This window comes from Streptomyces sp. NPDC044064 (assembly GCF_056434245.1).
Window position 1 is genome coordinate 72,862 of the sequence record NZ_JBWKFN010000012.1, and the last position, 13,571, is coordinate 86,432.

The following is a 13,571-nucleotide window of genomic DNA, read 5'->3' on the forward strand; positions in this document are numbered from 1 at the left end:
CTGAGGGAAACCCAGGTGAGGGACGCCCACGTGCAGGACGCCCACGTGCAGGACGTCCACGTGCAGGGTGTCCCTCACCTCCTCGGGCGTGCTCCCCAGGTCCTGCCCTTCGGCAGTGGCTTCGCATAGGTGCCCGCCCGGCTGGTCGTCAGCCCCAGCGACGCCAGCGACTCCGCCAGCTTCACCGCCGCTCCGACTCCGTCGACCACCGGGAGCCCGAGCTTCTCCCCCACCGCCCGCTGCAGTCCCGTCATCCCGGCGCAGCCCAGCACCAGGACCTCGGCGCCGGCCTCGCGGGCCCGTTCGGCAGCGGCGAGGAAGGCGGCCTCGGTGCGGGCCGGGTCGTCGGCGAGGTCGAGCACGCCGAGGCCCGTGCCGATCACGGCGGCGCAGTTGCGGGCCACACCGGCGGTCTCCAGGCTGTCCTCGATCTGGCCGCGGGACCGGTCGAGGGTGGTGACGACCCCGTACCGCCGCCCGAGGAGGCAGGCGAGGTGGGCCGCGGCCTCGGTGATGTCCACGACGGGCACGTCCACCAGCTCGCGTACGCCCTCCCGGCCGTGCTCCCCGAACCCGGCCAGCACGACGGCGCCGTACGGCGGGCCGGCGTAGGTGCGCAGTGCGTCTAGGACGGCCGCGGCCGAGAGGTAGCTGTCGAGCCAGCCCTCGGCCGATGCCGGGCCCCACGCGGGGGTCAGCCCGGTCACCGTGGTGCCCGGGGCTGCGGCGGCCCGGGCACCACGGACGATCTCCTCGGTCATCTCCTGCGTGGTGTTGCAGTTGGTGACGACGATCCGCACGTCCGTCAGACCTCCGCCCCGGCCGTCCGGGCCCGCTCGCCGCGGCACAGCACCGCGTACAGCCCGGCGGCCAGCGCCGTGCCGATGAACCAGGAGTACGGCGCCACGTCACTGAAGGCCTTGACCAGTGCCAGCACCGCGGCGACCGCAGCCGAGGGCAGGAACGCCCACAGAGCCTTCGGGTTGACGCCCTTGCGGTAGTAGTAGCGGGAGCCGGGTGTGGCGTCGAAGAGCTGGTTCACGTCGACCCGGCCGCGCTTGACCGCGTAGTAGTCGACCATGATCACGCCGAACAGCGGTCCCAGGAAGGCGCCGAGACCACCGAGGAAGTAGTTGACCACGGTCGGGTTGGAGAAGAGGTTCCAGGGGGTGACGACCAGGGCGGCCACGGTGCTGATCAGCCCGCCGACCTTGAAGGTGATCTTCTGGGGCCAGACGTTGGCCAGGTCGTACGCCGGTGAGACGAAGTTGGCGACGATGTTGACGCCCATCGTGGCGATGGCGAACATCAGCGCGGCCAGCACCAGCACCCAGGTGTTGCCGACCTTGGCGACCAGCTCCGCCGGGTCCGTGATGGCCTCGCCCCAGACCTCCAGGGAGCCCGCGGTGACGATGACGGAGACGACGACGAAGGCGGTGGAGTTGATGGGCAGGCCCCAGAAGTTGCCGCGCCGGACCGTCCTGTAGTCGGGTGCGAAGCGGGAGAAGTCGCAGAAGTTGAGCATCAGCGTGCCGTAGGTGGCGAGGATCAGGCCGATCGCGCCGAACCACTGCCGCCACTGCTCACCGACGGAGACCGGGTGCGGCGTGGAGGTGAGCGAGATGCTCCAGTGGGCCTTGGCCAGGACCCAGACCGCCAGCGCGATCATCACCAGCCAGATCGCCGGACCGCAGAAGTCCTGGAACTTCCGTACCGATTCCATGCCCTGACTGATGATCAGCGCCTGGATCAGCCAGAGGGAGACGAAGGAGATCCAGCCGAGGGCGTCCAGGCCGAGGAAGGAGCTGTGGGTCAGGGACTCCAGGCCCGGCCAGGCCGCCAGCAGCATCACGTTGACGGCGACGGAGGCCAGATAGGTCTGGATGCCGTACCACATGATGGCGATCACGGCCCGGATCAGCGCAGGGATGTTGGCGCCCCAGACGCCGAAGCTGATGCGGCTGACGACGGGGAAGGGGACGCCGTGGCGCTGGCCGATCCTCCCCATCCAGTTCATGCCGGCGTAGATGAGCACGAAGCCGGCGAGCAGGGAGGTGAAGACCTGCCAGACGTTCATGCCGAGGACCAGCAGGCCGGCGGCGAAGGTGTAGTTGCCGAGGTTGTGGACGTCGGACATCCACATGGCGAACAGGTCGAAGACCTTCCAGTTCCGCTGCTCGGCGGGGGCGAGGTCCTCGTTGGTGAGGCGGGGGTCGGGGACGAACGCTGGGGCGCCGGTGGCTTCGGCGCGGTCGGCGAGGGACACGGGGCCTCCATGGGCGAGGGGACGGAGGAGGGCGGCTGCTCGTCCGGAGTACCGGACTGTGGGGTGCCGAGACTGTGGGGGGTGCCGAGCGCCTCGTTTGGTATACCAAACTGCCTCATGGTCTCGCCGTCAAGCGTTCGGACCGATGTCATCGCCGTTACTTCTCCGTAAAAGCACCACCGGGTCGGCGAAGATGGCCCCATGAGCCCCACCACGACGAAGACCGAACCCCTGGGCGCGGTGCGCGAACGGGTCCTCGCGACCCTGCGGCAGGACATCATCGCGGGGCGTCTCGGGCCCGGTGAACGGCTCGTCGAACGAGAGCTGGCCGAGCGGTTCGGCGTCTCACGGGTGCCGGTGCGGGAGGCGATCCGCGCCCTGGTCGCCGAGGGCTTCGTCCTGTTCGAGTCGGCGCGCCGCACGGTCGTACGCCGGCTGACCCAGACCGATGTGAAGGAACTCTTCGAACTGCGCGAGGCGTTGGAGGTGTACGCGGCGGGACTGGCCGCGGCACGGGTGAAGCCCGAGGCGCTGGCGGAGCTGCGGGGGCTGCTGGCCGAGGCCGCGACGGCGACGAAGGAGGGGGACGGTGAGGCGATCACGGACATCAACACCCGCTTCCACGACCGCATCCTGGCCATGGCCGGCAACAGCCTGCTGATCTCCGTCATGGAGCCGGTCGACGGCCGGCTGCGCTGGCTCACCCGGCAGAACGAGGAGTGGCCCCAGCTCCTGGCCGAACACCGCGAGTTGTACGAGGCCATCGCCTCCGGCGACCCGGACCGCGCTCGCGCCCACGCACTCGGCCACGTCCGCGCCAACTACCGCTCGACGGTACGGCACCTGTTCGGAAACGAGCCGGACGAAACCGGCTGAGACTTCGCTACGGCAGTCCGGCCGCTTCGGCCGCCGTGCGCAGCACTTCGCGCAGCATCTCGGGGGTGAGCCGGCCCGTGAAGGTGTTGCGCTGGCTGACATGGAAGCAGCCGAAGACGTCCAGGCCGCCGAGGGCGACCCGGGTGCCGTGGGCGAAGACGGGGCGGGGCCGGGGCACGGGCCAGCCGGCCTCGGCGAACGCGGGCAGCGCCGCCTGCCAGCCGAACGCACCGAGCACCACGGCGGCCCTGACCGTCGGCTGCAGCAGCTTCAGCTCCTGAACCAGCCAGGGGCGGCAGGTGTCGCGTTCCTCGGGGGTGGGCTTGTTGGCGGGCGGGGCGCAGTGCACGGGTGCGGTGACACGCACGCCGTACAGCTCCAGGCCGTCGTCGGCACGCACGGAGGTGGGCTGCGAGGCGAGTCCCACGTCGTACAGCGCCTGGTACAGCACGTCTCCCGAGCGGTCCCCGGTGAACATGCGCCCCGTGCGGTTGCCCCCGTGCGCGGCGGGGGCCAGCCCGATGATCACGAGGCGGGCGTCGGCCGGGCCGAAGCCGGGCACCGGCCGCCCCCAGTACGTCCAGTCGGCGAATGCGGCCCGCTTGGTCCGAGCCACCTCCTCACGCCACTCGACCAGCCGTGGACAGGCCCGGCACTCAGCGACGCGCCGGTCGAGCCGAGCGAGGGCACAGCTGTCGTCCATACGGCCACCGTATGCCCCGGCCTGGACAACGCCCGGGACAGCCGCTCCCCGGAAACCGCCTCCGGATCGCCCAGTCCGCCGGGTTAAGGTCGGGACATGGCTTCCGAGGATGCGGACGAGAACGTGCAGCGTGACTCCGGCGGATCGGGCGACGCGGCCCCCGTCCAGGACGCCGAGGGTTCTGGAGCCGCCGGTGCCCAGCCGGTCGACCCGAAGATCGCCGCCGCCGTGTCTGCCGCCGAGGCCGCGGGGCCGGCGAGCGGCGAGACCGTACGGATCGACAGCTGGATCTGGGCCGTCCGCCTGATCAAGACCCGCTCGCTCGGCGCCACCGCCTGCCGTGGCGGGCACGTCCACGTCAACGGCGAGCGCGTGAAGCCCGCCTACTCCGTGCGCGTCGGCGACGAGGTGCGCCTGCGGAACGAGGGCCGGGAGCGGGTCGTGATCGTCAAGCGGCTGATCCGCAAGCGCGTCGGCGCCCCGGTGGCCACCCAGTGCTACATCGACAACTCCCCTCCTCCCCCGCCGCGCGAGGCCGTGGCCCCCGTCGGCCTCCGCGACCGCGGCGCCGGCCGCCCCACCAAGCGGGATCGCCGCGAGATGGAACGACTGCGCGGGCCGGGCGGCATGGGTGCACTCGGCGGGCCGGGTGCACCGAGCGGATCGAGCGGTCCGGGTGACCCGGGCGGGTCAGCCGGGTCGGACAGGGCGCAGGAGCCCGGCGGGCGGGGCGGGCGGCCCCGAGGCCGGTGAGCCGCCGCCCGCGTGTGCATCGTCCCCATGTGTCGGCACACCGTCCCAGCACACCGGTGACCGTGTCCGCGCGCGGTGCCGCCGGCCGGGCCCCCGCGCCCCGACCGACGTCACCTGCGGTGTCCCGCACGCGTCACGCCCGTCGGCCCGTCCTCTGCAGCAGCCGCAGCAGTTCCGCGTTGTACCCGCGCCGGGACCAGGCGATCAGGACGAGCGGCACGATCAGGATCAGCGGGGTCGCCGCGTACTGACCGTCGAAGACGGTGAGCTGGACGACGAACGCACCCACCATCAGCGCGCTCAGCGCGATCGCCGCCACCGACTGCAGCACCGGCACCAACAGCGCGACCGCACCGGCCAGTTCGAGCGCGCCGATGGTGTACATGCCCACGCTGCCCCAGCCGATCTTTTCGAAGGACTCGACGGCCGACGGGTGCGCGATCAGCTTGGGCAGGGCGCTCGCGCTCGCGTAGAAGAGGGCGAGCAGCACCTGCACCGTGCGCAGGGCGATCCGGGCGAGGCGGCCGCGCGTGGTCGCGGAAGCGGTGGCAGGAGCGGAAGCGGCGGGGGCGGTGGTCTCGGACATGGGGGTCTCCTGGGTGAAGCGGTCCCGATTGCTGTCACCGAGGTAGACCGCCCGCAGTCCACAAACTCATCGCTCCTACGCGGCCGGTACCGCCCTCACCCATGTCCCGTCGGGAGTCAGACAGGCGTCCACCTCCAGTCCCGCCTCCGCCAGCGCCTCCTCGAACTGCTCCTTCGTCAGGGGTCGGGCCAGGAACGTCTGGGTCCAGACGGCGTCCGGGAACACATACTCGGCGCGCACCGAGTTCACCCCGTCGCCGACCGGTTCCGACGACGCGATCCGCACGGTGAAGCCGCTCGGGTCGTCCCGCTCCCTCGGCACGTTCGTGTGGTAGTCCGCGCCCTCCCGCTGGATGAGCACGCAGCCGCCCTCCGCCACGTGCCGGGCGCAGGCGCGCAGCATGCCCCGCCTCACCTCGACGTCACCGTTGTGCACGAGGAACGACGCGAGCATCACCACGTCGAACCTCTCGTCCAGGTCCAGCTTCTCGATCGGGGCGCATATCGTGCGCGCCCCGCGGACGTGGGCGAGCATCTCGGCGGACTCGTCCACCGCCGTGACCGTGAAGCCGCGCTCCAGCAGGGGATGGGTCATCCGGCCCACTCCGCTGCCCAGCTCCAGGATGTGTGCCCCTGGGGGCACCGCTGCGGCGATGACGTCCGGCTCGTCGCCCACCGGCAGCCGCGTGTACAGCTCGACCGCGCAGCCGTCCGGGGTGATCGCACCGGGTCCGGATCCGTCGTGTCCCTCACGCATTTCGACTGTCATGCCCGAACAACGGGCGGCCCCCGCACGCCCGTTCCCACCCGGCCCCGGTTCACTCGTTCGAGTCATTCACCACGCAGCGGGAACTCCCGGAGCGGAAACCAGCCGTGCCCGATGTACCAGTGCCCGCCGGCCCGCAGATGGTCGCCGACGGCCCGCTCCACGGATGTGCGCCGCGGCAGGCGGGCGACCGGCAGGTCCGGGTCCCCGAAGACGAACTGGACCGGCTCGGTGTCGGCCGGTTCCGTGTCCTCGCGGGCGATGCGGAAGCGCTCCTGGAAGCGCACGACGTTGGACCGCGCGGGCAGGTACCGCTTCAACTGGGGGTCGAGCAGCCAGGAATGGCACAGCACGGCGTCGGTGTGCTCCTCGGGGAAGTGCAGGGCGAAGAACTCCCGGGCCAGCGCCAGGGAACGGTCGCAGGCGGACGGCGTGAGCGGGCCGTGGAAGTCGGGTATGTGCAGGTTCAGACAGGGTGTGCCGGGGACCGCGTCCAGACCGGCCGCCGCGATCACCGGCGCGGTGTGCTGTCCGAGTCGCGCCCGCTCGAACTGCAGCCGCCCCAGCTGGTACAGCTCCCCGCGGAAGTGGTGGGCGAGCCAGCGCGGCGACTGCACCCCGGCCCTGCCGTGCCGTCTGCGGTGCACCGCGAGGTGACGGCCCAGGTCGGCCAGGGTGCGCCGGGAGATCTCGGCCGGGATGCCGCGTTCCCGGTGGTGGGCGAGGGTGTGCGGGAGCGCGGCGACGAAGACGTACACGGCGAAGGTGCCGTGCAGCTCGGGCGGAGCGGATGCGAGCAGCTCGGCGAGGTCGGGTGCGCGGCCCGTCTCGCCCAGGTCCCGGAGCAGCTCCTCCACGCCCTCCTCGAGGAGGCGCCGCGCGCCCGGGTCACGCGTCACCGTGCGCCGCAGCGCGACCAGTTCGTTGATCTCCTCGTGCGGCACGGCCAGGTCGAGGAGCACGTCGGGCAGGTCGTCGGCGTCCGGCAGCACGGAGCGTCCCCCTTCGGTGAACGTCGTTGATGAACGTCCCCGCCGAAGAGTACGTTGCAAGGAGGAGTGGTGGTCCGATGCGTACGGGCAGTGAGCCGGCGACCGCGCGCAGTGCGCTGCGAGCGCGCTTCTGGCTGAGCGTGTGGGGGCTGGTCTGGGCGATCTTCGGCACCGCGGTGTTCGCACTCGTCGGGCGCCCCGGCTGGGCTGCCGCGTGCGGGGTGCTCTGGCTGGTGGCCACTGTCGACATGACCATGATCCTCAGGCACATCCGGCAGGGCCCGCACTACCAGCCGGGCCGTGACGTACCGCCGTACCGGCCGGTGGACGGTGGCCCGCCCCGCCCTCGGCCGAGCAGCCGGCCCTACACGCGCCCGCCTCGGCCCCGGCACCCGTGACGGCGGCTTTCGGACGCCCCGGCGCGGGCTCGGTCCTTGGCGTGCCCCGGCGCGGGCCCGGCCCGGACCCATCAGCGCGGGCACCCCGGGGCGGACCCGCCGACGGTCAGGACTCGAAGCCCGCCGCCTTCAGGTACTGCGGGTTGGGGTCGAGCGCCGCGGCCAGCCGGAAGTGACGCTTGGCCTGGTCGGCGCGGCCCTGGCGTTCGTAGGTGCGGGCGAGCGCGAAGTGCGCGAACGCGTTGTCCGGCTCACGCTCCAGCACGATGGTGAACTCGAGTTCGGCAGGCCGCAGTTGTGCGGCCGCGAAGAATGCACGCGCACGCAGCAGGCGGGCGGCGGTGTTCTCGGGATGCGCGGCGATGACTCCGTCCAGCAGCTTCACCGCACCCCGCGGATCCCGCGCGTTGAGCAACTGCTCGGCGGCGCGGAAGTCTATGACATGCGTCTCCGGAGTACGTCCGGTCGAACCGCTGGTCTCGGGCACGGCAGAGTCCTTCCCTCACTGCGGCGGTTCAACGCCCCGACGCGAACGGCTATTCCGCGCCACCGTCGCGCGGCCGCCCGTCCCCGGATGCCGCCCGCGGCTCGCGCGCCCGGCGCACGAGATCGTCCCAGACGTCCGCCACGCGCTTGTGCAGCCCGTCCAGGGGGACGTCGTTGTCGATCACGATGTCCGCGATCTCCCGGCGCTGCTCACGGGTGGCCTGCGCGGCCATGCGCGCGCGTGCGTCGTCCTCGGTCATCCCGCGCAGCCGGACCAGCCGGTCGAGCTGGGTGTCGGGGTTCGCGTCGACGACGACCACCAGGTCGTACAGCGGCGCCAGGCCGTTCTCGGTCAGGAGCGGCACGTCGTGGATCACGACGGCGTCCTCGGCCGCGGCGCTCTCCAGTTCGAGGGAGCGGGCGCCCACCAGGGGGTGCACGATCGAGTTGAGGACGGCCAGCTTCCCGGGGTCGGCGAAGACGATGGAGCCGAGTCGAGGCCGGTCCAGGCTGCCGTCCGCGGCGAGGATCTCCTCGCCGAAGGCCTCCACCACGGCCGCGAGCCCGGGCGTGCCGGGCGCCACGACCTCGCGCGCGATGTGGTCGGCGTCGATCAGCACGGCCCCGTGCTCCACGAGCAGCCGCGACACCTCGCTCTTGCCGGCGCCGATGCCGCCGGTCAGGCCCACTTTCAGCATGAGCGGAAGCTTAGGCCCTGCCGCCGACGGGGCCACCCCCGGCGTCGGCTCCGCGGCCGGGCCTGCCTACCGTGCTCAGCTCTCGCCCTCGCGCTCCGCCAGGAACCGCTCGAACTCCTGCCCGATCTCGTCGGCGGACGGAATCTCGACCGGCTCGGCGAGCATGTTGCCCCGGGTCTCGGCGCCCGCGGCGGCGTCGTACTGGTGCTCAAGGCCCTGGACGAGCGAGGTCAGCTCCTCGTCGCCCTCCTGGACCTGCCGGTCGATCTCGGTCTGCGTGCGGTGCGCCTCCGTGCGCAGGGAGTGCGCGATGCCCGGCAGCACCAGCCCGGTGGCGGCGGTGACGGCTTCCAGGACGGTCAGCGCGGCGTCCGGGTACGGCGAGCGGGCGATGTAGTGCGGGACGTGCGCGGCGACACCCAGGACGTCGTGTCCCGCCTCGATCAGGCGGTACTCCAGCAGAGACTCGGCACTGCCGGGCACCTGGGCCTCGTCGAAGGGGCTGCGGTGGCCCGGGACCAGGTCGGTGCGGTTGCCGTGCGGGGTGAGGCCCACGGGGCGGGTGTGCGGGACGCCCATGGGGATGCCGTGGAAGTTCACAGAGAGGCGGACGCCGAGCCGCTCCACGATCTGCCGCACGGCGGCCGCGAACCGCTCCCACTCCACGTCCGGTTCGGGCCCGGACAGCAGCAGGAAGGGAGCGCCGGTGGCGTCCTGGACGAGGTGGACCTCGATGGAGGGTTCCTCGTAGTCGGTCCAGCTGTCCCGCTTGAAGGTCAGCAACGGGCGGCGGGCCCGGTAGTCCACGAGCCGGTCGTGGTCGAAGCGGGCCACGACCTGGTGGGGCAGTGAGTCGAGGAGCCGGTCGACGATCTGGTCGCCGGTCTCACCCGCGTCGATGTATCCGTCGAAGTGGTAGAGCATGACAAGTCCGGCCGACTCCTGGGCGAGCGCCATGTCGACGACGGCCAGGCCCTTCGGCTCCCATGCGTACAAACCCTGCGGATCAAGCACTGTGACCGCTCCTCCTCGTGTTCTTCATGGACAACGCCCCCTGGGGCATGGGCATTCCCGCGCCGGGCCGCTGAGCAGGCACCTCGCTCCGCACACCTTGACGCCCCGTCAACTGGTCCGTACCTTCACGAAGACCGGAGTTCACATTCACGCACAGCGTTCACATATGAGATCCGTATCTGTTGCACGTACGACAGGAAGGCACCCCCCATGCGCACGCGCACGCTGCTCACCTCCCTGCTCGCCGCGACCACCGCCACCGGCGGCCTGCTCCTCTCCGCGGGTCCGGCCCCGGCCGCCCCGGCCGTCCGGACCGTCGAGGTCGGCACCGCGGCCCAGCTCAAGACCGCGCTCAGCAGTGCGAAGCCGGGCGACACGATCCATCTCGCGGACGGCACGTACACCGGCAACTTCAAGGCGAGCACGCCGGCCGGCGCTGCGGCCCGCATCACCCTCACCGGCTCCCCGAAGGCCGTACTCACCGCGAGCGGCAGCTACGGCCTGCACCTGAACGGCGCGTCCTACTGGACGGTCAGCGGGCTGACCGTGACCGGCGGCCAGAAGGGCATCATGATCGACTCGGCCAAGGGTGTCGTGGTGGACGGCGTCACCGTGCACGGGCTCGACATGGAGGGCGTGCACTTCCGCAACTCCAGCACGGACGGCGTGCTCAGGAACTCGAGGATCTACGACACCGGGAACGACGGCCGGGGCATGGGCGAGGGCGTCTACGTGGGGACCGCGAACACGCTCTCCGACAAGAGCGACCGCGTCCAGATCCTCGGCAACACGATCGGCCCCGACGTCGGCGGCGAGAACGTCGACATCAAGGAGGGCACGACGGGCGCGCAGATCGTCGGCAACACGTTCGACGGCAGCGGGCTGACGGGCGCCAACTACGACGACTCCTGGGTCGACGTGAAGGGCGACGACGTCCTCGTCCAGGACAACACCGGCCGGAACACCAGCAACGACGGCTATCAGACCCACACCCAACAGTCCGGCTGGGGCTGCGGCACGGTCTTCAGGAACAACAAGTCGACTCTGACCGGCGCCACCGGCTCGACCCGGCTGGCGATCAACGTGACGAACTACAGCACCGCGTGCAGGACGACGGTGTACGGCAGCAACACGGTGACGGGCGGCAAGGGCCTGACCAACATCCCGGTCACCCCCTGATACGGGCGGCGCGAACCCCCTGGGCGCGCAGGCAACTGCACGACCGGCCACAGCCGGCCCGCGGCCGAAGGACGACCGGCAGACCCCGAACAAGACCGAGGGGCCGCACCTCGAAAGGTACGGCCCCTCAGCACTATCGGCTAAACCCAGCGGCTAGCGCTCAGCTCTGGCCGCCGGCCAGCTTCTCGCGGAGCGCGGCCAGGGCCTCGTCCGAGGCCAGGGCACCAGAGGTGTCCGCACCCTCGGAGGAGTACGAACCGCCACCCGAAGCGGCCGGAGCGGCAGCCTCGCCACCCTCGGCGGCAGCGGCAGCGTCGGCCTCGCGGGACTTGATGACCTGCTGCTGGTGCTGCTCGAAGCGGGACTGCGCCTCGGCGTACTGGCGCTCCCACTCCTCGCGCTGCTTCTCGTAGCCCTCGAGCCAGTCGTTGGTCTCGGGGTCGAAGCCCTCGGGGTAGATGTAGTTGCCCTGGTCGTCGTAGGACGCGGCCATGCCGTACAGGGTCGGGTCGAACTCGACCGAGGCCGGGTCGGCACCGAAGGACTCGTTGGCCTGCTTCAGCGAGAGGCTGATGCGACGACGCTCGAGGTCGATGTCGATGACCTTGACGAAGATCTCGTCGTTGACCTGGACGACCTGCTCCGGGATCTCCACGTGGCGCTCGGCCAGCTCGGAGATGTGGACCAGACCCTCGATGCCCTCGTCCACGCGGACGAACGCACCGAACGGAACCAGCTTGGTGACCTTACCCGGGACGACCTGACCGATCTGGTGGGTCCGGGCGAACTGCTGCCACGGGTCTTCCTGGGTCGCCTTCAGCGACAGGGAGACGCGCTCGCGGTCCATGTCGACGTCGAGAACCTCGACGGTGACCTCCTGGCCGACCTCGACAACCTCGGACGGGTGGTCGATGTGCTTCCAGGAGAGCTCGGAAACGTGGACCAGACCGTCGACGCCACCCAGGTCCACGAAGGCACCGAAGTTGACGATCGAGGAGACGACGCCGGAGCGGACCTGACCCTTCTGGAGGGTCGTGAGGAACGTCTGGCGGACCTCGGACTGGGTCTGCTCGAGCCAGGCACGGCGGGACAGGACCACGTTGTTGCGGTTCTTGTCCAGCTCGATGATCTTGGCCTCGAGCTCCTTGCCGACGTACGGCTGAAGGTCGCGAACACGGCGCATCTCGACCAGGGAGGCCGGGAGGAAGCCGCGGAGGCCGATGTCGAGGATGAGACCACCCTTGACGACCTCGATGACGGTACCGGTGACGATGCCGTCCTCTTCCTTGATCTTCTCGATGGTGCCCCAGGCACGCTCGTACTGGGCGCGCTTCTTCGAGAGGATCAGGCGGCCTTCCTTGTCCTCCTTCTGGAGGACCAGGGCCTCGATCTCGTCGCCGACGGCCACGACCTCGTTCGGGTCGACGTCGTGCTTGATCGAGAGCTCTCGGCTCGGGATGACACCTTCGGTCTTGTAACCGATGTCGAGCAGGACCTCGTCCCGGTCGACCTTCACGATGACGCCGTCGACGATGTCGCCGTCGTTGAAGTACTTGATCGTCTCGTCGATCGCGGCGAGGAAGGCTTCCTCGTTACCGATGTCGTTGACCGCAACCTGCGGGGTGGTGGCGGTGGTCTCGGTGCTGCTCGTCATGTGGGAAAGGGCTCCGGTACGGACATTGAAGTCGTAGGTACTGCTACGCCGGGAGCCCGTATCGCTCTGAAGAAGCCGGACAGCCAAGGAAGCGCCCCACCAGAAACTGGTGATGGCGCCTCGACAACCGAGGGGACATACAACAGATGCGAGCGCAGCCTGCTACGTCTGAGGTGCGCAGGCCCGCAGCGCAACTTGTAGCATACGGGGGCAGCCGGACATGGTCAATGCGCGAAGGCGCACACCCGGGGCGGTTCACCGCATACCCGGCACAAGAAAGCGTCCCAGGAGGCCGCGCAGGGCCGTGGGACCCCTTCTGTGACGCACTCGCCCGGGCGGGTTGCACGGAAGAGTACGACGAGGGAGCCGATCATCCAAGAGTCCGAAGCACTCGACCCTGAGGGGTTCGAGGCGGAAGCCACCCGGCGTGACACCGGGGTCGCGGAGAGCGCCCGGGCCAACCGTGGCTGGTGGGACCGCAACGCCGACGAGTACCAGGTCGAGCACGGCACCTTCCTCGGCGACGACCGCTTCGTCTGGGGCCCGGAGGGCCTGGACGAGGTGGAGGCCGAGCTGCTCGGCGCGCCGGAGGACCTGAAGGGCAAGGAGGTCCTGGAGATAGGTGCGGGCGCGGCGCAGTGCGCGCGCTGGCTGGCCGCCCAGGGCGCCAGCCCGGTGGCCCTGGACATCTCGCACCGCCAGCTCCAGCACGCCCTGCGCATCGGCGGATCGTTTCCGTTGATCTGCGCCGATGCCGGCGCGCTGCCCTTCGCGGACGGCTCCTTCGACCTGGCGTGCTCCGCGTACGGGGCGCTGCCGTTCGTGGCCGACCCGCGGCTGGTCCTGCGCGAGGTGCGGCGGGTGCTGCGGCCGGGTGGCCGGTTCGTCTTCTCGGTGACGCACCCGATCCGCTGGGCCTTCCCGGACGAGCCCGGCCCCGAGGGCCTGTCGGTGTGCGCGTCCTATTTCGACCGCACGCCCTACGTGGAGCAGGACGAGGAGGGCCGCGCGGTCTACGTCGAGCACCACAGGACGCTCGGCGACCGGGTCCGGGACGTCGTGGCCTCGGGCTTCCGGCTCGTGGACCTGGTGGAGCCGGAGTGGCCGGCCTGGAACACCTCGGAGTGGGGCGGCTGGTCCCCGCTGCGCGGGAACCTGATCCCGGGTACGGCGGTCTTCGTCTGCGAACGGGACTGAGCGG

At 70.8% G+C, this 13,571-nt stretch carries 15 protein-coding genes; 5 read left to right on the top strand and 10 right to left on the bottom strand.

Translation table 11 applies throughout. The features are described from left to right. Positions 1 to 74: 74 nt before the first annotated feature. Both AC07DS_RS20595 and AC07DS_RS20600 read right to left on the bottom strand, forming a co-directional pair. Positions 75 to 800, bottom strand: a complete 726-nt coding sequence (locus tag AC07DS_RS20595) for an aspartate/glutamate racemase family protein (protein WP_479147236.1) — start codon at positions 798 to 800, stop codon at positions 75 to 77. 5 nt (positions 801 to 805) lie between these two features. Next, positions 806 to 2,266: an NCS1 family nucleobase:cation symporter-1 gene (locus tag AC07DS_RS20600; RefSeq protein ID WP_479147237.1), complete on the bottom strand. Its 1,461-nt coding sequence runs from the start codon at positions 2,264 to 2,266 to the stop codon at positions 806 to 808. Positions 2,267 to 2,467: 201 nt separating this feature from the next. Between AC07DS_RS20600 and AC07DS_RS20605 the strand changes: the two genes are divergently transcribed. After that, complete coding sequence (locus AC07DS_RS20605; protein WP_479147238.1) at positions 2,468 to 3,142, top strand: GntR family transcriptional regulator; 675 nt, start codon at positions 2,468 to 2,470, stop codon at positions 3,140 to 3,142. 7 nt (positions 3,143 to 3,149) lie between these two features. On the opposite strand, the gene AC07DS_RS20610 is transcribed toward AC07DS_RS20605, so the two are convergent. Then, positions 3,150 to 3,845: a uracil-DNA glycosylase gene (locus tag AC07DS_RS20610; RefSeq protein ID WP_479147239.1), complete on the bottom strand. Its 696-nt coding sequence runs from the start codon at positions 3,843 to 3,845 to the stop codon at positions 3,150 to 3,152. 96 nt (positions 3,846 to 3,941) lie between these two features. Here AC07DS_RS20610 and AC07DS_RS20615 point away from each other — a divergent pair, with 96 nt between their 5' ends. Next, positions 3,942 to 4,598 carry an RNA-binding S4 domain-containing protein gene (locus AC07DS_RS20615; protein ID WP_479147241.1) on the top strand — a complete coding sequence of 219 codons (657 nt, stop codon included), beginning with the start codon at positions 3,942 to 3,944 and terminating at the stop codon, positions 4,596 to 4,598. Positions 4,599 to 4,731: 133 nt separating this feature from the next. Here AC07DS_RS20615 and AC07DS_RS20620 read toward each other — a convergent pair whose 3' ends face one another. The 3 genes from AC07DS_RS20620 to AC07DS_RS20630 form a co-directional block, all read right to left on the bottom strand. Beyond that, positions 4,732 to 5,184, bottom strand: a complete 453-nt coding sequence (locus AC07DS_RS20620; RefSeq protein ID WP_479147243.1) for a DoxX family protein — start codon at positions 5,182 to 5,184, stop codon at positions 4,732 to 4,734. A gap of 75 nt (positions 5,185 to 5,259) precedes the next feature. Further along, entirely contained in the window at positions 5,260 to 5,940 is a 681-nt protein-coding gene (locus AC07DS_RS20625; RefSeq protein WP_479147244.1) for a class I SAM-dependent methyltransferase, read from the bottom strand. 74 nt (positions 5,941 to 6,014) lie between these two features. After that, a complete protein-coding gene (locus AC07DS_RS20630) occupies positions 6,015 to 6,941 on the bottom strand; it encodes an acyltransferase domain-containing protein (RefSeq protein ID WP_479147246.1) in 927 nt (308 codons plus the stop codon). 77 nt (positions 6,942 to 7,018) lie between these two features. Between AC07DS_RS20630 and AC07DS_RS20635 the strand changes: the two genes are divergently transcribed. Then, positions 7,019 to 7,339, top strand: coding sequence for a DUF6343 family protein (locus tag AC07DS_RS20635; protein ID WP_479147248.1), 321 nt, complete (start codon positions 7,019 to 7,021; stop codon positions 7,337 to 7,339). A 106-nt stretch (positions 7,340 to 7,445) separates the two neighbouring features. On the opposite strand, the gene AC07DS_RS20640 is transcribed toward AC07DS_RS20635, so the two are convergent. From AC07DS_RS20640 to AC07DS_RS20650, 3 genes are all read right to left on the bottom strand, one after another. Further along, positions 7,446 to 7,826, bottom strand: coding sequence for a tetratricopeptide repeat protein (locus tag AC07DS_RS20640; protein ID WP_145875039.1), 381 nt, complete (start codon positions 7,824 to 7,826; stop codon positions 7,446 to 7,448). A 49-nt stretch (positions 7,827 to 7,875) separates the two neighbouring features. Continuing rightward, on the bottom strand, positions 7,876 to 8,523 hold the full coding sequence (gene coaE / locus AC07DS_RS20645; RefSeq protein WP_479147249.1) for a dephospho-CoA kinase: 648 nt from the start codon (positions 8,521 to 8,523) through the stop codon (positions 7,876 to 7,878). A gap of 75 nt (positions 8,524 to 8,598) precedes the next feature. Continuing rightward, positions 8,599 to 9,537, bottom strand: coding sequence for a PAC2 family protein (locus tag AC07DS_RS20650; RefSeq protein ID WP_479147250.1), 939 nt, complete (start codon positions 9,535 to 9,537; stop codon positions 8,599 to 8,601). Between the two features lie 210 nt (positions 9,538 to 9,747). Between AC07DS_RS20650 and AC07DS_RS20655 the strand changes: the two genes are divergently transcribed. After that, complete coding sequence (locus AC07DS_RS20655) at positions 9,748 to 10,716, top strand: right-handed parallel beta-helix repeat-containing protein (protein ID WP_479147252.1); 969 nt, start codon at positions 9,748 to 9,750, stop codon at positions 10,714 to 10,716. 160 nt (positions 10,717 to 10,876) lie between these two features. Here the strand turns inward: AC07DS_RS20655 and rpsA are convergent, their stop codons facing one another. Next, on the bottom strand, positions 10,877 to 12,370 hold the full coding sequence (rpsA, locus tag AC07DS_RS20660; protein ID WP_009322963.1) for a 30S ribosomal protein S1: 1,494 nt from the start codon (positions 12,368 to 12,370) through the stop codon (positions 10,877 to 10,879). Between the two features lie 318 nt (positions 12,371 to 12,688). Between rpsA and AC07DS_RS20665 the strand changes: the two genes are divergently transcribed. Beyond that, a complete protein-coding gene (locus AC07DS_RS20665) occupies positions 12,689 to 13,567 on the top strand; it encodes a class I SAM-dependent methyltransferase (RefSeq protein ID WP_479147254.1) in 879 nt (292 codons plus the stop codon). Positions 13,568 to 13,571 lie beyond the last annotated feature (4 nt).

Coding starts and splice junctions, on each gene's coding strand:
- AC07DS_RS20605 (WP_479147238.1), top strand. CDS start 2,468: ATGAGCCCCACCACGACGAAGACCGAACCCCTGGGCGCGGTGCGCGAA.
- AC07DS_RS20625 (WP_479147244.1), bottom strand. CDS start 5,940: ATGCGTGAGGGACACGACGGATCCGGACCCGGTGCGATCACCCCGGAC.
- rpsA (WP_009322963.1), bottom strand. CDS start 12,370: ATGACGAGCAGCACCGAGACCACCGCCACCACCCCGCAGGTTGCGGTC.
- AC07DS_RS20610 (WP_479147239.1), bottom strand. CDS start 3,845: ATGGACGACAGCTGTGCCCTCGCTCGGCTCGACCGGCGCGTCGCTGAG.
- AC07DS_RS20620 (WP_479147243.1), bottom strand. CDS start 5,184: ATGTCCGAGACCACCGCCCCCGCCGCTTCCGCTCCTGCCACCGCTTCC.
- AC07DS_RS20655 (WP_479147252.1), top strand. CDS start 9,748: ATGCGCACGCGCACGCTGCTCACCTCCCTGCTCGCCGCGACCACCGCC.
- AC07DS_RS20615 (WP_479147241.1), top strand. CDS start 3,942: ATGGCTTCCGAGGATGCGGACGAGAACGTGCAGCGTGACTCCGGCGGA.
- AC07DS_RS20635 (WP_479147248.1), top strand. CDS start 7,019: ATGCGTACGGGCAGTGAGCCGGCGACCGCGCGCAGTGCGCTGCGAGCG.
- coaE (WP_479147249.1), bottom strand. CDS start 8,523: ATGCTGAAAGTGGGCCTGACCGGCGGCATCGGCGCCGGCAAGAGCGAG.